This window comes from Streptococcus sp. ELY_125 (assembly GCF_058314535.1).
In genome coordinates this window covers 1-21809 of record NZ_JBZFUM010000025.1, presented here as the reverse complement: position 1 = coordinate 21809, position 21809 = coordinate 1, and the positions used below count along the sequence as shown (strand labels likewise).

Below are 21809 nucleotides of genomic sequence, written 5' to 3'. Positions count from 1 at the left end.
AAGTAAAGGTCTGAGGTCGTTCCTTGTTGTTATTTTTTAATCTTCTGATACATCTGCCCAACGAGCAGCTTGTTCTTTAATGACTTTAGCAGCACCATAATAGAGGTCTTTCAAGATTTCTTCACAGGTTTCTTCCTTACGAACCAAGCCTGCAATTTGTCCGGCCATGACAGAACCATTTTGGACATCACCATCAACAACTGCATTGCGTAGAGCTCCTGCGCCAAGCTCCTCAATTTCCTGAGCCGATTTTTTTCCTGCTAAGAAATCTTTTTCTGCCTGAGCATAAGAGGAGGATAATTTATTCTTGATAGCACGTACTGGATGTCCAACAACTGAAGCGGACACGACAGTATCAATATCCTTGGCCTTGAGCAACCTGTCTTTGAAGTTTTGGTGGGCGTTGGACTCCTTAGCGACAACAAAACGGGTACCAACTTGGATAGCATCAGCCCCTAGCATAAATACAGCTGCAGCACCGTTCCCGTCAGCTACACCACCAGCACCAATAACAGGAATATCCACAGCATCAACAACTTGGCGTACCAAAGTCATCGTTGTCAGTTTGCCAATGTGACCACCAGCTTCCATACCTTCAGCAATCAGAGCATCCGCTCCTAATTTTTCCATACGCTTAGCAAGGGCTACACTTGGGACAACCGGGATTACAGTGATTCCTGCTTCATGCAAGCGTTCCATATATTTACCAGGGTTACCTGCACCAGTAGTGACTACCTTAACCCCTTCTTCAATTACAAGATCCACAATGTCATCAGCAAAAGGAGATAAAAGCATGATGTTAACCCCAAAAGGCTTATCTGTAATTGATTTAACACGATCTATATTAGCTTTAACGACTTCTTTAGGGGCATTACCGCCGCCGATAATTCCAAGTCCTCCAGCATTGGACACAGCACCAGCTAAGTCACCGTCTGCGACCCATGCCATACCCCCTTGGAAAATAGGGTATTTAATATTTAATAATTCTGTAATGCGAGATTTCATAGATATCCTTACCTTCTTAAATAATTATGTCCAAGAACTTTGAATGTCAAAGTATTGGTTTAAAGAAGAAGGCGGATGAGTTGCCCCGTCCACCTTGCAGCCTTGCTTAATAGTCATGTGAATTAAGACATCTCTGGGCTGCACCTTCGTAACTAAATCTGTAAGATTTAAAGGCTGGGAATAATTCCCAGTCTCTCAACCATATCTATTTAGTTTTTTCTTCCACGTAGGCAACCAAATCACCAACCGTATTCAAACCATCTTCAGTTTCGATCTGGATGTCAAATGCATCTTCAATTTCTGAGATAACTTGGAATACATCAAGTGAGTCAGCGTCAAGCTCATCAAAAGTCGTTGTCATTTGAACTTCATCAGTTTCTTTACCAAGCTCTTCAACGATGATTTCTTGTACTTTCTCAAATACTGCCATTTTAAAATTCTCCTTTAAAGATAAAAAATAAATAATATATAAATACTGTTTTTACACAGTTATCTACCTAAATTTTAACAATTAGACTGCCCCATGTCAATCCCCCACCAAAGCCAGTGAGCAACAAGGTCTGGGAACCGTCGAGTCTTATTATACCATTTTCAACAGATTCTGCTAGTAAAATAGGTATACTAGCTGCACTAGTGTTGCCGTAGTGCATCATGTTAGCTAAAAATTTATCGCGTTCAAGTCCGATTTTCTTAGCCATCTTATCCAAAATACGGATATTAGCTTGATGCAGGAGGGCATAATCGATGCCATCACCAGATAAGTCTGAATTTTCTAGAAGTTCCTTGATACTGCGGGACACATCACGGACAGCAAAGTCAAAAATAGCACGGCCATCCATACCCATAAAGGGATTGTTCTCCCCTTGATCCGAATAAGGAGACTGCAAACCATATGCTCCCGAGGTCAATTTTTGCCCTCGGCTACCATCACTGTGGAGCGATTCTGCTAAGAAATGCTCTTGTGCTGATGCTTCTAAAAGTACACCACCAGCACCATCTCCAAAAAGAACAGCTGTCCTGCGATCAGACCAATCCAGCGTTTTGGACAGCACTTCAGCACCAATAACCAGTCCTCTTTTATAGCTACCCGCCTTGATTAACTTTTCGGCTGTTGCTAAGGCAAATACAAAACCGCTGCAAGCCGCTGTTAGGTCATAGACGAAAGCTTCGCTGGCATTGATATTGGCCTGAACACGGGCGGCGGTAGTCGGCATCATAGAATCAGGTGAAATGGTCGCTACGATGATGAAATCAATTTCTGACGGACTCAGTCCTGATTTTTCCAGCAGCTGCTTAGCCACCTCAGTCGCTAAGTCACTAGTTTCCTGATTGCGGCTGATACGCCTTTCTTTGATTCCTGTACGGCTGGCAATCCACTCATCACTAGTATCCATAATCTCAGCCAAATCGTCATTTGTGACAACTTGCTCGGGTACATAGTAGGCTGTCTGACTAATTTTTGCAAAGGTCATTATTTCAAATCCTCTAAGAATTGATAGAGATTGTGGAGGGCGCCCTCTAAGGTTTTAATCTCCATATCATTCATTCCTTTTATAATTTGGGTTACCATGTTTTTATGGAAACGGTTATGCAGGCGGTAAATAAGGCGCCCTTTCTTCGTCAGACTCAGATGAACAACACGGCGGTCAACTTCTGAACGGTGGCGTTCAACATAGCCCTTTCTTTCTAATTTGTTCAAACTAGTAGTAACCGTACCCAAGGTCACCATTAACTCGCGAGCAATGTCACTGGGTGTCGCATCAGGAATATGACCGATAATATCAACCGTATGCATTTCCTTCATAGAAACATCCCTGAAACGGCTGTTTTTTAAACTCATTTCCTCAATGACTAAGACATTGTTAAAAACTTTTGTTAGATATTCATTAACTAACTTATAATCCACTTCATACCTCGATTCTCAAATAATTTGATATTCAAAGTATATCAGAACTGAAACATGTTTGCAAGAGTAATGAAATAACTTCTCTATTTGGACATCGCTTAAGCTTTGTTAGCCCACCTACTGACAGGAAAAGAGCAAGTTTAGGAAATGGCAGACCTATAGACAGAAGGCACATCAGCACTAAAACACGCGGCTACCTCTTGCTACTTTCCAGTAAAGTTAGGGCGACGCTTCTGACTAAAGGCATTAACCCCTTCTTTAAAGTCCTCAGTGAAGGCTAATGATTTTTGCAGTGCCAACTCAAGATCAGCATACTCTTCCCAGCCAGCAAAGTCACTCTGCCAAACCATCTCTTTGATTGCCTTAAAGGAGTTAGGAGAACTGCGCTTCAGGCGTTTAATTAAGCGATCAGTATCACGTTCTAGTTTTTCAGATTCTACTAAACGGTAGATGAACCCCCACTCCAAGGCTTTTTCAGCACTAACTGCTTCGCCTGTCATAGTAATTTGGGTCGCCCGATTGATACCTATAGAACGCGTCAAGAGGAAGAGTCCACCAGCATCTGGCGCTAAACCAACTCCAACAAAGGCCTGGATGAATTTAGCTTTTTCAGAAGCAAGGGTGAAATCTGCTGCTAAAACCATATTGAAGGCTGCACCGGCTACAGGTCCGTCAACACTCATGATAACTGGCTTGGGCAGGCGCTTAATCATAAAGGAAATCGTATTAACTAGTTCAGCTATCCGCACCAGAGACTGCACGTCATCGGCATCAACGGCCTTCTGCATTTGGTCTAAATCACCCCCAACAGAGAAGACCTTGCCATTAGCATTGATGAGCAAAATACGCACACTATCGTCCTTTTCTGCCAGACTAATAGCCTCAATGATTTCTTCACAGATTGGAATATTAAAACCGTTCGACACTTCCGGTCGATTCAAGGTCAAGGTTGCAACACCATCTTCTACGCTGTAAAGAATTGTTGAAAAATTCATAAGATACCTCCAATTATTTTATTCTTCAAATAAAATAAGCTGTTTTACCACTATCTCATCCATTATAACTAAAAATGCTCGTTTGACAAGGAAATACTTTCTTGTAAAGAAAAGAACTAGCAGCATTTGCATTAATTTACTGTTGTTAGACAATCCAGCACTTCTGTTAAGTTATTGATCAAACGATTAGCCTGACTTTGATCCAAGCCATAGCGTTCATCCTTAATGGCCCAGACTTCTATGCCAGCAGCAACTGCGGCAGCAATCCCTTTTTCACTGTCTTCGATAACCAGCAAATCTGATTTAGCGAAGCCCAGCTGAGCTGCTGCCTCATTGTAGATAGCGGGATGGGGCTTGCTTTCTGGAAATTCCTCCCCTGATAAGATGACATCAAAGTAAGCTGTTAAGTTAGTATCGCCTAAAGCCTTTAAAATATCCAATTTCGTTGAGCTAGAGGCCAAACCAATCTTCAGTCCCTTTTCCTTAAGTGCCTCCAGAGTCATCTGAACATCAGCAAAGAGAACTTCCTTATAGGGGAGAGGATGGGCTGTCTTATAATTCGTATAATCTTCTTGGAGCTGGGCGATATCCCAATTCGCATAGTCATTCCCTAAGATTTTCTCCCAGACCTGCTTCATGTTACCACCAATAAAAAAACTCAGAGGCAGATGCTTAATCGAAATTCCTCGATTGGCTAAGAAGGTCTCGCGGCGAGTATAATAAAATTCCTCGGTATCAAAAAGGACACCATCCATATCAAAAATAATAGCTTGCTTCATGAAAAACCTCTGCTTTATTTTACCATAAAATACAACAGAGATTTCTATTGAACTAAAATCCCTATCCAGTCTCGGAGCTTTCTCATAACTTCTTATGGCAAGTTTTCTTGCGCTTGTTACGCTTTGCAGCGGCTCTTTAACTATAGACAGATTTCTTAGGTAATAATGGGTCAATACCACAGATCAGACACTCTCCCAAATGAAATTGAAAAACTGTCTGAATTTTGCTATAATTTTAGGCAATCATTATATATAAAAGACGGAGTCGCTATGAAAGTTATCAAATTTGGCGGAAGCTCGCTAGCTTCTGCACAGCAATTAAAGAAGGTATTGAATATTGTTAAAGCGGATGCTGAACGACGTTTTGTTGTTGTTTCTGCTCCCGGTAAACGAAACGCTGAAGATACTAAGGTTACCGACGCTTTAATTCGCTATTACCGCTCTTATACAGATGACGCCGATGTTTCGGCCGACCAAAATTGGATTATCGACCGTTATAAGTCTATCATCGATGAGTTGGGATTATCCCACAGTATCCTTGATAAGATTGCTGCAGCTATCACAGAGCTGGCAACCCTTCCTATTGAAGGGAACGATTTTCTCTACGATACCTTTCTAGCAGCGGGTGAGGACAATAACGCTAAACTGATCGCAGCCTATTTCCGTCAGAACGGTGTCCCTGCACGCTATATGCATCCGGGCAAGGCTGGTATTATCGTCTCTAGCGAGCCGGGTAACGCCAGAATTTTACCGGGCAGTTATGACAAATTAGAAGAGCTATGTGATAGCGATGAGGTTCTCGTTATCCCAGGTTTCTTTGGAGTTACTGTTGATAATCAGATTTGTACCTTCTCGCGCGGAGGATCTGATATTTCAGGTTCTATTGTGGCTGCGGGGGTTAAGGCTGATCTCTATGAGAATTTTACAGATGTAGATGGAATTTTTGCTGCCCACCCTGGTGTTGTGCACAAGCCGCATTCGATTAAGGAGCTAACCTATCGTGAGATGCGCGAGCTGGCCTATGCTGGTTTCTCTGTGCTGCATGATGAAGCGCTGATCCCTGCTTATCGCGGCCGTATTCCTTTGGTCATCAAAAACACCAACAACCCTAATCACCCTGGAACTCGGATTGTCTTGCAGCACAGCCATCAAGAAACTCCCGTTGTAGGAATTTCCGGCGATGATAAATTTGTCAGCATTAATATCTCTAAATATTTGATGAACCGTGAGGTCGGTTTTGGACGTAAGGTACTACAAATTCTGGAAGAACTCAATATTCGTTGGGAGCATATCCCAACCGGCATTGATGATATGTCCATTGTCCTGCGTGAACGAGAGATGACTCCTATTAAAGAACAGGAGATTATGACGCAACTGACGCGCAATTTAGGGGTTGATGAAGTCGAAATCGAACGTGATCTTTCTATCATTATGATTGTTGGTGAAAACATGAAGAATCAAGTCGGAGTCATGTCAACTGCGACTAAGGCCATGTCCGATAAAAATATTAACATTGAAATGATTTCGCAAGGCTCCAGTGAGGTCTCAGTTATGTTTGTCATCAAGTCGGAACAGGAAAAATCTGCTGTCCGCGCTATCTATAAGGCTTTCTTTGAGAAAGATAACCTTGTATAATATTGTGCGAATTGGAGACGTTTCTTGTCCTAAAATCATAGCTAAACACTAGCAGCAAGAATAAAAAGAGTGGAAAAAGCATCCTGGTGAATTGCTTTTTCCACTCTTTTCGCTCTATTTTGAGAATTTTTATTGTTCTTGACACCGAATTGTAAGCTTAATCTTAATCGGATTGTTTCTTTTGAAACTACCTTTTATGATATAATAAAAAAGATATCTTAAATTAAGGAAGCAGTTATGAAAAAATTTTTTGTAGGACTGATTTTAGGCCTTGCCTTGCTTTTTAGTGGCGGATTGGTTCAGGCCGATAAATTTGAAGCTCCGGCTGAACATGCTATCGCTGTTGAAGCCAGCACCGGCAAGGTGCTTTATGAAAAAGATGCTACAACACCTGATGGCATAGCCTCCATCACGAAAATTTTAACAATTTATATGGTTTATCAGCAGATTGATGAGGGAAAATTATCCTGGAACAGTAAGGTTAAGATTTCTGATTATGCCTATGATTTGACAACTAACTCTGAGGCCAGCAATGTTCCAATGGAAGCCCGTGAATATACGGTTAAAGATTTAGTTGAGGCTGCCATGATTTCTAGCGCTAACAGTGCAGCTATCGCGCTGGCAGAAAAAATTGGCGGCAGCGAGCAGACTTTTGTTGATATGATGCAAAGACAGCTAAAAGAGTGGGGAATTAAAGACGCTAAGCTGGTCAATGCTTCTGGCCTTAACAACAGTTACTTAGGAGATCACCTTTACCCCGGTTCTTCCAGTGACGATGAGAACCAGATGAGTGCACGTGATGTGGCTATCATCGCTCAGCACTTGATTCGTGAATATCCTGAGGTTCTAGATATTACCAAGAAGACCAGCGCTGATTTTCACGGCTCAACCATGAATACCTTTAATTATATGTTGGATGGAATGCCGTATGCCCGCGATGGCGTAGATGGTCTCAAGACGGGGACGACGGAATTGGCTGGTCAATCTTTTGTCGCTACATCAACTGAAAATGGTATGCGTGTGATTACTGTCATTTTAAATGCTGACAATGCTGACACTAATGAGTATGCACGTTTTGATGCAACTAACCAGTTGCTCAATTATGCAGCCTATAATTTTCAGATGACCACTCTGACTGTTGAAGGGGCCAGTTATCATAAAAGCACAGCCCAAGTTGTTGATGGTAAGTCTAAGACTGTGCCTGCTGTCGTTAAGGACGATTTCAAGGTTGTCACTAAAATTGGTTCCGATAAAAAACCCGGAGCCAAGATTCATACTAAGTCCGTGACAGCTGCCCTAAAAAAAGGAAGAAAAGTCGGTAGTCTTACCTACGATGACCCTGATCTCATTGGTACGGGTTATCTGGATCAGCCACCTAAAATGACACTTGTTGCTCAAAAGCCGGTTAAAAAGAGCTTCTTCCTCAAAGTATGGTGGAATCATTTTGTCAGATATGTCAATGAAAATTTATAAGCAACACTAAAAGGAAGCCGAACAAGCGGCTTCCTTTTAGTGTTGTTTTTCAATATAGGCAATGCACCAAGCAATCAGCTCTTCCATGCGACTGATTTGTTCTGTCATGTGGAGGTAACCCAGCACAGCCTCAAAACCCGTAGACATTTTATAGGTAATAATATCGGTATTTTTGGCCTTGGTATGCGTATGTGCATTACGTCCGCGTTTGTAAATAGTTTCTTCTGTTTCTGTCAATAAACCAGCATCTAGTAAGGCCTGAACCAGCTGGGCCTGAGCCTTGGCAGAGACATAGCGGGTTGCCATACGATGGAGCTGATTGGGCTTAGTCTGCCCTTGAAAAATTAGGTAGCGGCGAATATAAAGCGAGTAGACAGCATCTCCTTCAAAGGCTAAGGCAATTCCGTTGATAAGCTTGACATCTACCTTAGTCACGTGTCCACCTCACGCCATCCTTAGTATCAAGAAGCCTGATTCCTTGAGCAGCCAACTCATCGCGAATTCGATCGGCTGTAGCAAAGTCTTTTTGAGCACGCGCTTCTTGACGCTGCGCAATCAAGGCTTCAATCTCTTGGTCAAGGCTTTCTTCTTCAAAAGCCAATCCCATAACAGCCAGCATGTCCCCGAATGCTACTTTTACTGTTTGAGTATAGTTGCCAGAATTGATCCACTTGGCCATATCAAAAATTACGGTAATGCCATTAGCTGCATTAAAATCATCATCCATGGCTGCTACAAAGTCTACTTGGAATTGCTTTAGGGTTGATTCATCTGCCTGATCTGTAAGCGGAAGTGTATAAGTATTTTTTAGATATTTTACATTAACCCCAGCATCGTGGATGGCCTTATCTGTAAAATTAATAGGTTTGCGATAGTGCTGACTAGCAAGAAAGAAACGCAGAACCTGACCATCCACTGTTTTTAAAAGATCGTGGACAGTCACAAAATTCCCAAGTGATTTGGACATTTTTTCATCGTCTACATTGACAAAACCATTATGCATCCAGTAATTAGCAAAAGTTTGTCCTGTCTTGGCTTCAGACTGGGCAATTTCGTTGGTGTGGTGAGGAAACTCCAGATCAGTACCACCGCCATGGATATCAATTGTATCACCAAGAATCGTGGTTGACATAACCGAACACTCAATATGCCAACCTGGACGCCCCTGTCCCCAAGGACTATTCCAAGAAATCTCACCAGCTTTGGCCGATTTCCAGAGGGCAAAATCCAAAGGATCCTCCTTACGATCGGTCTCGGCATCGGTACGACCGCTGGCTCCAATCTCCAAATCAGCCAATGTTTTATTGGCTAGGGCAGCATAATTTTCTGACTTTTGGACACGGAAATAGACATCCCCAGCGGACTCATAAGCAAAGCCCTTAGCAAGCAGGATTTCAATAAACTCAATGATCTGGTCCATGTAATCCATCACACGGGGGTTTTGGGTAGCTGGCTTAATCCCTAGTGCTCTGGTATCTTCCATGAAAGCAGCGATAAATTTATCCGCCAAGGCTTTAGGGGGCATGTCAGCTTCTGCAGCTGCCTTAATAATCTTATCGTCAACATCAGTAAAGTTTGAGATATAGTTGACAGTATAACCGCGGTATTCAAAATAACGGCGAATAGTGTCAAAAGCTACGCTGGAGCGGGCATTGCCGATATGGATATAGTTATAGACAGTCGGACCGCAGACATACATATTGACCGTATCCTCATGAATTGGCACAAAATCCCGCAGGCTGCGGGTCATAGTATCATAGATTTTAATCACCTTGTCTCCTTTATTCATTTTCGCTTATTTTCTGTTCATATAAATAGACGCAGAATTTTCATTATCAATTCCCAAACTCATCGCTTTTAGTTATAAATTTAGGGTAGCGAAAGCCATTTACCACCTGCTTCATGTAAACCCAAGAACCTTGCCTAATAAGATTAATATGAACTAGCATAAAAACAAGTGTGGCTCATTTAAACAACTAGACCAATTCTAAAAATTCACCGATTTGCATTTTTACCGCTATGGACAACTACAAATGCGATGAATGGTAGCTAGCCTCCCGTGCTTCCTGGAGCGTACGGATAGCTTGCTCATCCTTTCGTCCATGAACTCGGACGACCTTAGCAGGGACACCGACAACAGTGACATCCGCCGGGACATCTGACAGAACAACTGCAGCTGCCCCAACCTTAGCATTCTTACCAATCTCAATCGGACCAATTAGCTGAGAATGAGCGGAAATAAGAGCACCTTCGCGGACAGTCGGATGCCGTTTCCCCACATCCTTTCCCGTTCCTCCTAAGGTTACCCCATGGTAAAGCATGGCACCTTTCTCGACAATGGCTGTTTCACCAATAACTAAACCAGAACCGTGATCGATAAAAACTCCTTCGGCAATCTGCGCTCCTGGGTGAATTTCAATTTGCGTCCAAAAGCGCCAAAACTGACTGTGCATACGAGCCAGCAGTCTAAGATGGTGCCGCCACAGAAAGTGTGATAAACGGTGAGCTGCCAGCGCCTTAATTCCAGGATAAGTCAACAGAACTTCCAAGGAACTTCGGGCAGCTGGGTCTTGGCGCTTTACAATATCAATAGTTTCCTTCCACCAGCCCATAAACACATCCTTTCACAAGATACTAAGTCCTCAAATACTCTAAAGAAAACTAATATCCCTACCGAGTAAACTATAAATTTTTCAGATAGGGAAAAAGTGCAGGCTAAATTTCACAAGCTACAAAGCCTGTAAAGAGCAAATAAGATTACAAGGGGACAGGACTATCTCTCTAAAGGCAAGGCACTTTATTTTTGAGTTTTTAAACATGTTCAAATAGAGACACTAAACCATCAAGCAAGCCTAAAAAGGAGGAGTCTTGACAACAATATTTTCTTTTCATCCAGACAAGGGGCTCATCTCAGAATCTTACAATCTGTAAGTACTAAAATCACTAACAGCTGAGCCACTTTTGACCAGATTCATCAATAAATATGAAGAAACAGCACTCAAAATCTCCTATCTAAATACAGAGACAGCGAGACTTTCCCTTGCACCTTCTCATGAGCACTAATCAGCTTGTCCAGTCCACGAGTCTTTGCATTTCATTGAGAGGATCGAGGACTACACCACGCGTATTTCCCACGCCGCTTTCTCCTTGAGCAGGGTGAGCAATTTCGTCTATCGTCCACGTCATTACCATCCCCTTGGCAGCGCGAAAAGGGTAGCCCAACTCACCATTATTATACCATTTGGCAAAGCTAGGAATACTGGAGAAGGCTGGAATGTAATCTGCTCCTTCAATAGCTAAGGCTGGATAACTACGCTGATAGCCGCCGGTCTCATCTGCCAAAATAATTACTGGAACAAAGTAGCGGCGCTCCAACTCTTGACGACTTTGATTTTCCTCACCTAAAACATCGTTGAGCAGGGTCGTGTAGGTGTTAATCAGTTGGATCATTTCGCTACTTTTAAAGATTGTTGAATTTGCAAAGTCACCAGCTTTCTTAATATTGAAAACCAGGCCATGAAGACGGTTAACAACAGCTTCCTCTAAAATTTCTATACTGAGACGCTCAACCCATTCCTGCTGTTTGGCGCTAGGATGCTCTTTTTTAAAGCGATCCAAATCTGACTTATTAGTGAAAACTGGAACAACCTTCTGTCCTTCAATTGCAATAGCATAAGGCTGGCTACTGGCAATTACAGGAATAGAGTGGAGACTGTTGACCAAGGTTAAACCGTCTAGAAAATTTTCCGGATTAGCGATGAAATTGCGCAGAGCAAAATCAATTTCTGAGTTAAATTTATTCATGATGCTTACCTTCTTGTTCTCGGTTTTCTGCTGACTGGAGAGAGGTGGCTGGATGACCATGTTCCTCATGACCACGGTGTTTCTTGCGGTGAAATCTCTTGCTTTCAGTAGCTTCTTCTTGTTTTTTGGGCCTTGGCTGCAGGGCTTTTATCGAAGCATTGACGCGCCCTTTATCATCAATTTTGATGATTTTAACATCGACTTCGTCGCCAAGTTTGACAACGTCTTCGACCCTTTCCGTACGCTGCCAAGCCAGCTCTGAAATATGCACCAAGGCATCCGTCCCCTCAAAAAGATTGACAAAGGCTCCAAAGCTTTCTAAGCGGATGACCTTAGCGTGGTAGACCTCACCAACTTTAGCCTCACGTACTAGATCAGTAATAATTTTCTTAGCTTGCTCAATGGCTGCTAAATCTGATGAGTAGATTTGAACATTGCCGTCTTCATCAATATCAATTTTAACACCGGTCTCCTCGATAATCTTATCAATGGTTTCGCCTCCCTTACCGATGACCACCTTAATCTTATCCACATCAATTTTTAAGGTATCGATTTTAGGAGCTGTCGGTGCCAATTCTGGACGGGGTTCTGAAATAGTAGTCTCAATGACATCAAGAATCTCAAAGCGGGCTTTTTTTGCTTGAGCAAGAGCTTCCTGCAGGATCTTCGGCGTGATTCCTGAGATTTTAATGTCCATTTGCAGGGCAGTAATTCCTTGGCGCGTCCCTGCTACCTTAAAGTCCATATCACCAAAGTGATCCTCAAGCCCCTGAATATCAGTCAGAATTGTGTAATCGCTGCCATCTGAAATAAGGCCCATAGCGATTCCAGCCACCGGCGCCTTGATAGGGACACCTCCAGCCATGAGTGCCAAGGTCCCAGCACAGATAGAAGCTTGGGAGGAAGAACCATTGGACTCTAGGACTTCTGCAACTAAACGGATGGCATAAGGAAAGTCTTCAAAGCTAGGCAAGACCTGTGCTAGAGCACGCTCGCCTAGGGCTCCGTGGCCAATTTCACGACGGCCGGGAGCACCGTAGCGGCCGGTTTCGCCAACTGAATACTGCGGAAAATTATAGTGATGCAAGAAGCGTTTGCGATATTCGGGATCCAAACCGTCAACAATCTTGGTCTCACTCATAGGTGCTAGGGTCAGAACTGACAGAGCCTGCGTCTGACCGCGAGTAAAGAGACCAGAACCGTGAACTTGCGGCAGAAAGTCTATATCCGCTTCTAAAGGACGAATCTCATCAATACGACGGCCATCAGGACGAATCTTGTCCTGTGTAATGAGGCGACGCACCTCTGCGTGTTCCATTTCCTCTAAAACTTCAGCGACATCCCGCATGATACGCTCATAATCTTCATGATCTGCATAGCGCTCTTCATAAGCCGCTATAACCTTATCTTTGACTTCCTGAGTCGCTTCTTCACGCGCTAGTTTTTCTTCTACTTGAACAGCTCTTTGCAGAGCAGGATTATACTCTTTAATGATTTCAGACTTGAGAGCCTCATCTACCTGCAAGAGCTCGATATCAGCTTTTGCTTGTCCGACAGCAGTGATAATTTCTTCTTGGAAGGCAATCAGCTCCTGAATCGCACTATGCCCCTCAAGAAGAGCTTCTAACATAATTTCTTCCGGCAATTCCTTAGCGCCAGATTCTACCATATTAATGGCTTCCTTTGTCCCAGCAACTGTTAGTTCCAGCAAAGAATTTTCTTTCTGCTGAGCAGAAGGATTAATGATGAATTCACCATCAATATAGGCAACTTGTACACCGGCAATGGGGCCATTAAAAGGGATATCAGAAATTGACAGGGCAAGAGAGCTTCCAAACATGGCCGCCATAGGAGCACTAGCATCAGGATCATAGGATAGAACTGTATTAATCACCTGCACCTCATTGCGAAAACCTTCCGCAAACATGGGCCGAATAGGTCGGTCGATAAGGCGGGCTGTTAGTGTCGCCTCTGCTGGCGGGCGACCTTCCCGCTTCATAAAGCCACCCGGAAACTTTCCGGCCGCATACATTTTTTCTTCATAATTAACCTGCAAGGGAAAGAAATCTGTCGTTGCCATCTTTTTGGACATGACGGCAGCACTGAGCACCGTTGATTCGCCATAGCGGATGACAGCAGCGCCGTTAGCCTGCTTGGCTACCTGACCTATTTCCACCACCAAGGGTTGCCCTGCAAAGGTCATTTGGAAGGTTTGTTTCGCCATTAGAGTACCTCTTTTACCAGAATTAGAATCGTTTCTATTTTACCACAAATAGTGACTAATGATAAGGTTATCGATATGTTTAAGGCTTTTAGGGTGAAGAAAAAGGGCTGAGACAAAAATCCAAACTCTTTAGCATATTCCATTGACGCAGCGGTTGGCAGTCCTTATCGTGAGGCGCAGTCCCATTTTCAGGTACCTCTTAGGTAGTCCATTGGACTGTTTAACGACCACGCAAATGATAGCTGAGAGTGGGACAGAAATCAATAATTTGGAGAATTTGCTTTCGTTGTCCCACCTCCGCAAAGTTGGTTAGGGATTGACCTGAACTAACGTTCATAGAATTGGATATCCTCCAACAGTTCCCCAAACTGTTGGAGCTATCACTTGTAGAGCATGGGATAAGGATATCCAACCAACCACTGCGCTTAGCGAATAAATTAACCAAATAAATAAGGTTGAGAACTTTTGTCGCAACCTCAGGTTATCTAATACCATGAACTTTGCAAGTGTCAAAATGTTCCAGTGGCGTTTGGCAGTCTGGGGATAGACTGCCAAACGCCTGCCACCTAAAAACAGGAAAGTGTCAGAGGTCTGAGCCTTAAAATGAGAGAGCGAAGAAAATCGAAATCGCAATTTTATTACGATTTACCGATTGAATCCCACTCTCCTAGATATGGTTAAGCATATTAGCAATAATAAGGAGCATTCCCAGAAAAAGGAGAAGCAAACCAAGACCGGATAGACCGGCCTGAAGACGTTTGCTTGACGACAGACTGACGGGTAGACCCAAGCCAAATAAAAAGGGACCTAGTGCAAAGAAACTAAAAAAGAGGACATTAATTTTCAAGTAGAGACTATAGAAAGACAGGGCAAACAGTAGCAAACCAATTAGCATCACCCACCTGATATTACCTACTTTCGGGCTGACAGCTAGACCGATAAAAACGAGGCCTAAAACCGGCATCAGTAAAATCAAGCCCACTATAAAATAAAATAACATGGACTTATTATAGCACACCTCAGTGTTATAGCACCCAGTAAATAGATACCATTAGGATATAGGGAATGGAAATAAGATTAACGGTGCCCCCATTCGTTTCGTTTTTTTGTCTTAACCTGCTGGCAAAAGGAAGCCAGTCAGCAGTGATTCATTGGTGCTAAAGCGCTTAATGGATTATGCAAGGGTAAGATTAAGTTGTCATCGCCAACAAGTCTTTCTCCCAACCACTGCACCAAGAGTTGGTTCCAAGACAGAGATACTGGACGCGTTTTTGCTCAATCTCACATTGTTTTTGAGCATAAGAAAACTCCCCCAGAGTGCCTGTGAATTTTAGATTTTCACTATTCACTATATGAGGGAGTAGAGCAAGATCCTTGCTTCTCTTATTATTTTTTTCTGCACTCACTAGCAACCCCTTAAAAGGTCCACTGGACCTTCTAAAAGGAATACTAATTCTTTAAGCTATTTCTTTAGGTGCTAGTAATTTTGATTAGAATTGATCAATCAAAAGTTGTTTCATATCTTCAATGTATGGCTGACGCGGATTAGCTGGTGTACATTGGTCATCATAAGCCAGACTCGCTAAGCGATCAAGAGCTGCTTCAAAGTCTTTCTTACTAACACCATTAGCCGACAATTTAGGTTCAACGTCAATAGCCTTCATCAGTTTGTCAATCCGCTGACACAGCGCTTCAACTAACTCTTCATCCGTTTTGCCTTTAAGACCAAGAGCACGGGCAATATCAGCATAGTCACGCTGAGCACGGTATTCCTCATAACGCGGATAGACAGAACGTTTCACGTTGCCTGCAACACCATTGTAGCGGATAACATGCTGCATAGCAATGGCAATGGCTAAACCGTGAGGCAGACCGAACTCACCACCTGTTTTGTGGGCAAGCGAGTGGTTGATTCCTAAGAAGGCATTACCGAAGGCCATACCAGCAATTGTTGACGCATAATGCATGTTTTCTTTGGCTTGTTCCCCACGAAGTGTCGGATTTTTCGGATCGTAGTTGTAGGCATCTTCCAGATTTTCAATGATCAGCTTAATAGCTTCAAGCGACCATGGGCGGGTAAAATCAGAAGCCATGACAGAGACGTAAGATTCTAAAGCGTGGGAGAGAGCATCGAGTCCTGAGAGGGCTGCTGTGCGTTTAGGCACTGTCATAACAAATTCTGGGTCAACAATAGCAACCTGTGGCACAAGCTCGTAATCAGCCAGAGGATATTTAACATGAGTAAAGTCGTCTGTGATAACGGCAAACGGTGTAACCTCAGCTCCTGTACCAGATGTCGTTGGAATACAGAAGAGACGGGTCTCCGTTTGGTGTTTGAACTTAACGATACGTTTACGGATATCGATGAATTTTTGTTGCAACTCAAGGAAGAAGGCACTGACTTGCTCATAGCTATCCAAGAAGTCTGGCTCGCGGTCCAATGATGTTTCATAAATCAAACGGGCAATCTTAGACGCATCAATAGCTGAACCACCACCGATAGCAATAACAGTATCTGGCTTAAAGTCGCGCATTTGCTTAGCGATTTCAATCGTTTGTCCCAGAGTTGGGTCTGGTTTGATCGTGCCATAAAGAGAGGTAACTACCTTTTCATCGCGAAGCGCCAATTGCCCCAAAACCGTGTCAACGAAACCGAACTGTACCATACCAGGGTCTGCTACAATCAGAGCACGCCGCATTGGTTCATAGTCATCTTGTAGATAGGAAATAGCATTCTTTTCATAGTAAGTTTTTTCCGGCAGGCGTACCCATTGAGGGCGGTTACGACGTTTTGCGACTGTTTTAACATTCAAGAGGTCGCCAGTTGATAGATTGTGTGACAATGAATTTTTCCCCCATGATCCTGTTCCCAATGTCAGACTTGCCTTCAAGGCGTCCGTATAAATATCACCGATACCACCGATGGAATCCGGTTGGTTGACCAGAACACGGGACGCTTTTACGCGATCACCGTATTCAGCTACAAATGGGTCAGCCTGAGAACCAATTTGAATTGCCGCATTGTGTCCAGCACCTTGGTAGTCAAGAAGGGCTTCAACAATTTCAATACCGTCTTCACGGTCTTTAGCCTTGTATACAGAAAGCAGAGGGGATAGCTTTTCAGAGGACAGCTTTTCACCGATATTCTTGGCGTCTAATTCAAACAAGAGAACATCTTTGCCTTCTGGTAGATCCACACCAGCGCGCTCACAAATCCAGCGGGCAGACATACCGGCTACTGGTCCATTAACTCCATGATGGTCATTGAAGACGCATTCTTCCAGTTTCTTGTAGTCCTTCTTAGGCACCAAATAGGCACCTTTTTCTTGCATTTTCTTGAGCCATTCCTTATAGATTGGAGCTTCAACAACAGCAGAGTTTTCTGTCGCACAAATCATACCGTTATCAAAGCGTTTTGACATAAGAAGGTCTTCGACAGCACGGTCAATATGAGCCGTCGCATCAACATAGACTGCACCGTTACCAGCACCAACCCCCATTGAAGGGTTACCTGATTTAAGAGCCGCATTGACCATACCAGGGCCGCCTGTTGCTAAGATTGCAGCAATTTTCTTATTGGTAATCAAGGCGTTTGTGTTGGCAATAGAAGGTGTTTCAATCCATTGGATAATATTTTCAGGTGCGCCAGCCTTGATGGCAGCTTTATACATAATTTGAGCTGCATGAACAGAACAACTTTGAGCTGATGGGTGGAAGGCAAAGACAATAGCATTGCGTGTCTTTAAGGCTGCCAAACTCTTGAACATGGTTGTTGAAGTGGGATTTGTTGTTGGGACAATCCCCGCAATAACACCTAGGGGAGCCGCAATGTGAACCTGACCTTTAACCTTATCTTCGCCGATAATGCCTACTGTTTTTTCATGTTTAATTAATTCGTAAATATTTTCAGTAGCAAAATGGTTTTTTATATCTTTATCTTCAACGATACCACGACCCGTTTCCTCGACAGCTTCTTTGGCCAGTTGCAGAGAACTTTCTGAACCAGCAAGAGCCATCGCTGCAATAATTTTATCAACCTGTTCTTGGGTGTAGGTCGCATATTCTTGCTCAGCTTTTAAGGCTTTGTCGATGAGGGAACTGGTGTATTCCTGCGCTAGTTCTTCAACTTTTTCTGCTGCTACCTTTGTTTCTTTAGCCATTAAGGTCTCCTCCAAATGATTAGTGTTTTTCTAAAAAGAATGTCTCGGAAACTTTTTGGAAATTTACTCTCTCAAAAGTTTGTGACTTTCTTCACTTATTAAGTTTACCTTATTTTAGAATAATGTCAAGCTTTTTTGTGAAAAAAATCACATTTTTTTGAGATAGCACTTTAGCCAAACAAATCCAGCACCTTCGATAGTGGTTTAGGGCCCCATCTTTAAAGCTGTTTAGACACAAAAACATGACCAGACTTAGTAAATAGTTAAAAAAAGACCCTCTATTTCTAGAGAGTCCGAGCGTCTATCTCAAAGTTAGGGTTCGAATAAGACAGCCACTTTTTAAGGAGCTGGGACTTTGCCCAACCCTTATCTTTAGATCAAAGACCTTATCTTAACGACGAAGTCCCAGTGATTTAATCAATTCGCGGTAGCGGTTAACATCAGTACGACGAAGGTAGGCCAAAAGGTTACGACGGTGACCGATTTTTTTCATCAAACCGCGGTAAGTTGCATGATCTTTTTTGTGCTGCTGAATGTGCTCGTTGAGGTGGTTGATTTCCCAAGTCAGCACTGCTACTTGAACTTCTACAGAACCAGTGTCACCTTCGTGACGAGCATATTGAGCAATAATTTCATTTTTTTTCTCTTTTGAAATTGCCATATCTTTTCTCCTTTTATTGCTTCATCCGAGTGGTAGGTTTTGGCCTTCCTACAACCAAGAAGAAGTTAGTTTGTCTTTGCGACCTCTCTATTCTAACAAATTAGCCAGACAGCGTCAACCATACGAGATTATTGGCATATAGAGCTAGTTTACAGGTTTGACATGCCTTATTAGAAACAGCAGGGTCGCTAATCCCAGGCTGAGCAAACCCAAAACAGCAAAGGCTGCTGTCAGTGAAGGTGTCAGATAAGCGATTACACGCAGAGCTAGGGAGGCACAGGCTCCGCCAAGATTACAGCCCAGCAGCACTAGAGTCGTAGCTGTATGCAGCTGTTGCTTAGGGATCGTTTCCGACAGGAGGTTGAAGACATAGGTCACTCCTAAACTGTAGACAAAGCCAGTCAGCAGAGCGCCTAAACTAAGGAAGAAAAGATTGTGAGACAGCCACATTACCAAGAGACCCAGCCCTAAAACAAGAGGAACAAGAGTCAGCAGAGACCGTTTAAAATAGACAACCAGACTACTAAACAAGGCACCTGCTACAATTCCCATCAGCATCATCAAACTGAGTATCAAGCTGGCATCTTGGGCAGTCCCGAGCCTAAAAGCAGACACTATCACTGGAATACGCAGGGTGTTAGCAGAATTGATTAAAATAACGAAGCCAGCGTAAAGAGCAAGGGAGAGAATATAGATTAGCTGCCGCCAAGAGAGAGGAGAACTGGGAGCGGTTCTTTCCTTAGGTAAATCTGATTCTTGGCTGGACTTATCTGGACCGACAAAAAGCAGGTAAAGACCCATGATGATAAATCCCAAGGCGTAGATAGCAAAGGCAGCCGACCATGACAGCGTCAAAAGCTGACCAGCAATAAAGGTCAAAAGAGCAGAACCTAGCACTTCTGCGGATCCCCTCAATCCCAACATTTTAATACGCTCTCGCCCCGTAAAACGCTGGCTGATGATGCTGATAGCACTCGCATTGATAAGACCGATACCAACCCCCAAAACTAGGCGGGACAAAAAGACTAAGCTATAATTTTGATTAAAAATGGGAAATATACCACCTAGGGACAGCAATAAGAGGCCCGCTACAATCGTCAAGCGCTCAAATAAAAGGCGGCTCAGCCAAGGCGTCATCAGCAAAACAGCAATAATGGCAAAGGAGGGTAAAGAAATTAATAACTCTACTTTATCAGAACTGATACCCTGACTCCCGTAAGCTTTAATCATTGCCGGTAAGGCTGGGGAAATGGCATAGGTTGATACCAGCATCAAGGACAAGGCCAGAAGGCTGATTTTCTCCATCGTAAATTTCATGCTAACTCCATTCTTGAAAAACTTTAACCTCTCCAGTATAATGAAAAGCGGACTTAAAAAATAGGACATCCGTCCTAAAATGGAGGCTAGGGTGGCAGATAATCAACTAAAATACTATTTAACAAAATATAAGCTTTATCAGATCTTTCCTGAGCACTATATCAGTCACTTGCAGCTGGTCACCTACAAGAAAGGGCAAGCCATCTGCCAGCAAGGGCAGACACTGGGGCACCTTTTTTATTTTATCGAAGGACATATAAAGATTGTCAGGCGACTCTTTAACGGCAAAGAACATATCCTAGAAACGCAGACCAAGCCTACATTAATTGGCGATATTGAATTGATGAGCAATCAAGATAGTGTATCGTCAGTCATTGCTCTGGAAACCAGCCGAGTCGTTCAACTGCCGCTCAAGAATCGGCAGCAGGTTTATCAAGATCCACTCCTGCTCTATCAGATTGGCCGCCAGCTGGCCCAAAAATTAGAACAGCAAAACATTATCTCTTCAACCAATATCTCATACTCCGTCAAGGAACGTTTAGCAACCTACATTCTGAGCCATGAAAAGGAGGGATTTTTCCAGCTGCAGCTCAGTGTCTTGGCTGATGCTTTTGGAACCTCCTATCGTCATTTAGGACGGGTGGTCAAACAGCTTCTGGATCAGGGAATCATTGAAAGGACTGCTTTTAAAACGTACCGTATTCGAGAACGCTTGGAGTTAGAAAGTCTAGTGATTCAGAACTAGCAGATTGGTAGCTTTATTTCTAAAATTTTTCGTGCTATACTAATCTTATCAAGGCACAAGCATAATATTCTTTGAAATTCAAAACTATATGGCTGATATTAAAATTCTTGCCTTAATTTAGCTTCTTAGCGCTGACTTTGACGCCATATCTGGTTTTGGTTTTCATTTAACTAAAAAGAGTCAGAAAGACCGCCTTCTCTAGCTAGAAGGGGCTGTTTTTCTTGAAGGAGGTTCACATTTTCATGTCTATACAAGATAAACTTATCAAACCTAGTCATTTGATTGATATGTCTGATATTATCCGCGAGGGTAATCCGACCTTGCGCCAAGAGGCAGCTGAGGTTGAACTGCCCCTATCAGATGAGGATATTATTCTGGGAGAAAAGATGATGCAGTTCCTTAAAAATTCCCAAGACCCAGTGATGGCCGAAAAGATGGGACTGCGTGGAGGCGTTGGCCTCGCTGCTCCTCAGCTAGATATTTCCAAACGAATCATCGCTGTTTTGGTGCCAAATCCAGAAGACGAGGAAGGCAATCCACCAGCTCAGCCCTATAGCCTCCAAGAGATTATGTATAATCCGAGAATCCTTTCCCACTCTGTTCAGGATGCGGCTTTGGCTGACGGGGAAGGCTGCCTATCTGTCGACCGTGAGGTTCCCGGCTATGTCATTCGGCACTCGCGCGTAACCGTTGAATATAACGATAAAAATGGCGATAAACAAAAGATAAAATTGCGCGGCTATAATTCCATGGTTGTTCAACATGAGATTGACCACACTAACGGGATTATGTTCTACGACCGTATCAACGAAAAAGACCCTTTCGCTATCAAGGAAGGGATGCTGATTATAGAGTAAAAGAATCTGGACTTTTGTCCTACCCTCTTTCTCCAATCTCAAAAGGTTCCCCGGATCTCATCTCATGTGATGAACGCTGTTCATCTTATTCCCACTACTTTTTATGTCTAGATATTAAGATAAGTCACCTACTGCAGTAGACACACACCCAAAAAGCCCTCGCTGAGTTTAATCCCAGCGAGGGCTTTTTATACAGTCTTATCGTATATGAGCCAAGACTAGCTCCTAATAACTTCTAGCCATTATGC

At 43.2% G+C, this 21809-nt stretch carries 20 protein-coding genes; 4 read left to right on the top strand and 16 right to left on the bottom strand.

The features are described 5' to 3' along the window. Positions 1-36: 36 nt before the first annotated feature. From fabK to AC4HAL_RS09385, 6 genes are all read right to left on the bottom strand, one after another. Complete coding sequence (fabK, locus tag AC4HAL_RS09410) at positions 37-1005, bottom strand: enoyl-[acyl-carrier-protein] reductase FabK (RefSeq protein ID WP_491093963.1); 969 nt, start codon at positions 1003-1005, stop codon at positions 37-39. Positions 1006-1210: 205 nt separating this feature from the next. After that, a complete protein-coding gene (locus tag AC4HAL_RS09405; RefSeq protein ID WP_447453076.1) occupies positions 1211-1435 on the bottom strand; it encodes an acyl carrier protein in 225 nt (74 codons plus the stop codon). A 67-nt stretch (positions 1436-1502) separates the two neighbouring features. Next, positions 1503-2477 carry a beta-ketoacyl-ACP synthase III gene (locus AC4HAL_RS09400; protein WP_491093962.1) on the bottom strand — a complete coding sequence of 325 codons (975 nt, stop codon included), beginning with the start codon at positions 2475-2477 and terminating at the stop codon, positions 1503-1505. After that, on the bottom strand, positions 2477-2911 hold the full coding sequence (gene fabT / locus AC4HAL_RS09395) for a fatty acid biosynthesis transcriptional regulator FabT (RefSeq protein ID WP_491093961.1): 435 nt from the start codon (positions 2909-2911) through the stop codon (positions 2477-2479). Before fabT ends, AC4HAL_RS09400 begins: the two co-directional genes overlap by 1 nt. A gap of 203 nt (positions 2912-3114) precedes the next feature. Next, positions 3115-3906: a trans-2-decenoyl-ACP isomerase gene (gene fabM / locus AC4HAL_RS09390; protein ID WP_447453079.1), complete on the bottom strand. Its 792-nt coding sequence runs from the start codon at positions 3904-3906 to the stop codon at positions 3115-3117. 131 nt (positions 3907-4037) lie between these two features. After that, on the bottom strand, positions 4038-4685 hold the full coding sequence (locus AC4HAL_RS09385; RefSeq protein ID WP_491093960.1) for an HAD family hydrolase: 648 nt from the start codon (positions 4683-4685) through the stop codon (positions 4038-4040). 270 nt (positions 4686-4955) lie between these two features. Here AC4HAL_RS09385 and AC4HAL_RS09380 point away from each other — a divergent pair, with 270 nt between their 5' ends. Together AC4HAL_RS09380 and pbp3 are read left to right on the top strand one after the other, a co-directional pair. Continuing rightward, positions 4956-6320, top strand: a complete 1365-nt coding sequence (locus tag AC4HAL_RS09380) for an aspartate kinase (protein WP_491093959.1) — start codon at positions 4956-4958, stop codon at positions 6318-6320. 237 nt (positions 6321-6557) lie between these two features. After that, the gene (gene pbp3 / locus AC4HAL_RS09375; RefSeq protein ID WP_491093958.1) at positions 6558-7793 is read left to right on the top strand and encodes a D-alanyl-D-alanine carboxypeptidase PBP3; all 1236 of its coding nucleotides are present in this window, start codon (positions 6558-6560) and stop codon (positions 7791-7793) included. 36 nt (positions 7794-7829) lie between these two features. Here the strand turns inward: pbp3 and AC4HAL_RS09370 are convergent, their stop codons facing one another. The 10 genes from AC4HAL_RS09370 to AC4HAL_RS09325 form a co-directional block, all read right to left on the bottom strand. After that, positions 7830-8228 carry a Mini-ribonuclease 3 gene (locus tag AC4HAL_RS09370; RefSeq protein WP_491093957.1) on the bottom strand — a complete coding sequence of 133 codons (399 nt, stop codon included), beginning with the start codon at positions 8226-8228 and terminating at the stop codon, positions 7830-7832. Then, positions 8221-9564: a cysteine--tRNA ligase gene (gene cysS, locus AC4HAL_RS09365; protein WP_491093956.1), complete on the bottom strand. Its 1344-nt coding sequence runs from the start codon at positions 9562-9564 to the stop codon at positions 8221-8223. The genes AC4HAL_RS09370 and cysS overlap by 8 nt, the downstream gene beginning before the upstream one ends. 256 nt (positions 9565-9820) lie before the next feature. Next, positions 9821-10405, bottom strand: a complete 585-nt coding sequence (gene cysE, locus AC4HAL_RS09360; RefSeq protein ID WP_491093955.1) for a serine O-acetyltransferase — start codon at positions 10403-10405, stop codon at positions 9821-9823. Positions 10406-10856: 451 nt separating this feature from the next. Further along, positions 10857-11597 carry an SseB family protein gene (locus AC4HAL_RS09355; RefSeq protein WP_491093954.1) on the bottom strand — a complete coding sequence of 247 codons (741 nt, stop codon included), beginning with the start codon at positions 11595-11597 and terminating at the stop codon, positions 10857-10859. Beyond that, on the bottom strand, positions 11590-13821 hold the full coding sequence (gene pnp / locus AC4HAL_RS09350) for a polyribonucleotide nucleotidyltransferase (protein ID WP_491093953.1): 2232 nt from the start codon (positions 13819-13821) through the stop codon (positions 11590-11592). Before pnp ends, AC4HAL_RS09355 begins: the two co-directional genes overlap by 8 nt. A 667-nt stretch (positions 13822-14488) precedes the next feature. Continuing rightward, positions 14489-14821: a hypothetical protein gene (locus AC4HAL_RS09345; RefSeq protein WP_491093952.1), complete on the bottom strand. Its 333-nt coding sequence runs from the start codon at positions 14819-14821 to the stop codon at positions 14489-14491. A gap of 190 nt (positions 14822-15011) precedes the next feature. Continuing rightward, positions 15012-15227: a hypothetical protein gene (locus tag AC4HAL_RS09340; protein WP_491093951.1), complete on the bottom strand. Its 216-nt coding sequence runs from the start codon at positions 15225-15227 to the stop codon at positions 15012-15014. A gap of 84 nt (positions 15228-15311) precedes the next feature. Continuing rightward, a complete protein-coding gene (gene adhE / locus AC4HAL_RS09335; protein WP_491093950.1) occupies positions 15312-17981 on the bottom strand; it encodes a bifunctional acetaldehyde-CoA/alcohol dehydrogenase in 2670 nt (889 codons plus the stop codon). Positions 17982-18372: 391 nt separating this feature from the next. Next, entirely contained in the window at positions 18373-18642 is a 270-nt protein-coding gene (gene rpsO / locus AC4HAL_RS09330) for a 30S ribosomal protein S15 (protein ID WP_447453090.1), read from the bottom strand. Between the two features lie 144 nt (positions 18643-18786). After that, positions 18787-19959 carry an MFS transporter gene (locus AC4HAL_RS09325; protein WP_491093949.1) on the bottom strand — a complete coding sequence of 391 codons (1173 nt, stop codon included), beginning with the start codon at positions 19957-19959 and terminating at the stop codon, positions 18787-18789. A 91-nt stretch (positions 19960-20050) separates the two neighbouring features. On the opposite strand from AC4HAL_RS09325, the gene AC4HAL_RS09320 reads away from it, so the two are divergent. Together AC4HAL_RS09320 and def are read left to right on the top strand one after the other, a co-directional pair. Next, on the top strand, positions 20051-20704 hold the full coding sequence (locus tag AC4HAL_RS09320) for a Crp/Fnr family transcriptional regulator (RefSeq protein ID WP_491093948.1): 654 nt from the start codon (positions 20051-20053) through the stop codon (positions 20702-20704). A 242-nt stretch (positions 20705-20946) separates the two neighbouring features. Next, the gene (gene def, locus AC4HAL_RS09315) at positions 20947-21561 is read left to right on the top strand and encodes a peptide deformylase (protein ID WP_491093947.1); all 615 of its coding nucleotides are present in this window, start codon (positions 20947-20949) and stop codon (positions 21559-21561) included. The last annotated feature ends 248 nt before the right edge of the window (positions 21562-21809 follow it).

What these genes read in the sequence shown, in the direction of transcription:
- def (WP_491093947.1), top strand. Translation starts at nt 20,947, where the DNA reads ATGTCTATACAAGATAAACTTATCAAACCTAGTCATTTGATTGATATG.
- fabM (WP_447453079.1), bottom strand. Translation starts at nt 3,906, where the DNA reads ATGAATTTTTCAACAATTCTTTACAGCGTAGAAGATGGTGTTGCAACC.
- adhE (WP_491093950.1), bottom strand. Translation starts at nt 17,981, where the DNA reads ATGGCTAAAGAAACAAAGGTAGCAGCAGAAAAAGTTGAAGAACTAGCG.
- fabK (WP_491093963.1), bottom strand. Translation starts at nt 1,005, where the DNA reads ATGAAATCTCGCATTACAGAATTATTAAATATTAAATACCCTATTTTC.
- AC4HAL_RS09405 (WP_447453076.1), bottom strand. Translation starts at nt 1,435, where the DNA reads ATGGCAGTATTTGAGAAAGTACAAGAAATCATCGTTGAAGAGCTTGGT.
- AC4HAL_RS09380 (WP_491093959.1), top strand. Translation starts at nt 4,956, where the DNA reads ATGAAAGTTATCAAATTTGGCGGAAGCTCGCTAGCTTCTGCACAGCAA.
- AC4HAL_RS09325 (WP_491093949.1), bottom strand. Translation starts at nt 19,959, where the DNA reads ATGAAATTTACGATGGAGAAAATCAGCCTTCTGGCCTTGTCCTTGATG.
- AC4HAL_RS09400 (WP_491093962.1), bottom strand. Translation starts at nt 2,477, where the DNA reads ATGACCTTTGCAAAAATTAGTCAGACAGCCTACTATGTACCCGAGCAA.
- AC4HAL_RS09355 (WP_491093954.1), bottom strand. Translation starts at nt 11,597, where the DNA reads ATGAATAAATTTAACTCAGAAATTGATTTTGCTCTGCGCAATTTCATC.
- pbp3 (WP_491093958.1), top strand. Translation starts at nt 6,558, where the DNA reads ATGAAAAAATTTTTTGTAGGACTGATTTTAGGCCTTGCCTTGCTTTTT.
- AC4HAL_RS09345 (WP_491093952.1), bottom strand. Translation starts at nt 14,821, where the DNA reads ATGTTATTTTATTTTATAGTGGGCTTGATTTTACTGATGCCGGTTTTA.
- cysE (WP_491093955.1), bottom strand. Translation starts at nt 10,405, where the DNA reads ATGGGCTGGTGGAAGGAAACTATTGATATTGTAAAGCGCCAAGACCCA.
- AC4HAL_RS09385 (WP_491093960.1), bottom strand. Translation starts at nt 4,685, where the DNA reads ATGAAGCAAGCTATTATTTTTGATATGGATGGTGTCCTTTTTGATACC.
- pnp (WP_491093953.1), bottom strand. Translation starts at nt 13,821, where the DNA reads ATGGCGAAACAAACCTTCCAAATGACCTTTGCAGGGCAACCCTTGGTG.
- rpsO (WP_447453090.1), bottom strand. Translation starts at nt 18,642, where the DNA reads ATGGCAATTTCAAAAGAGAAAAAAAATGAAATTATTGCTCAATATGCT.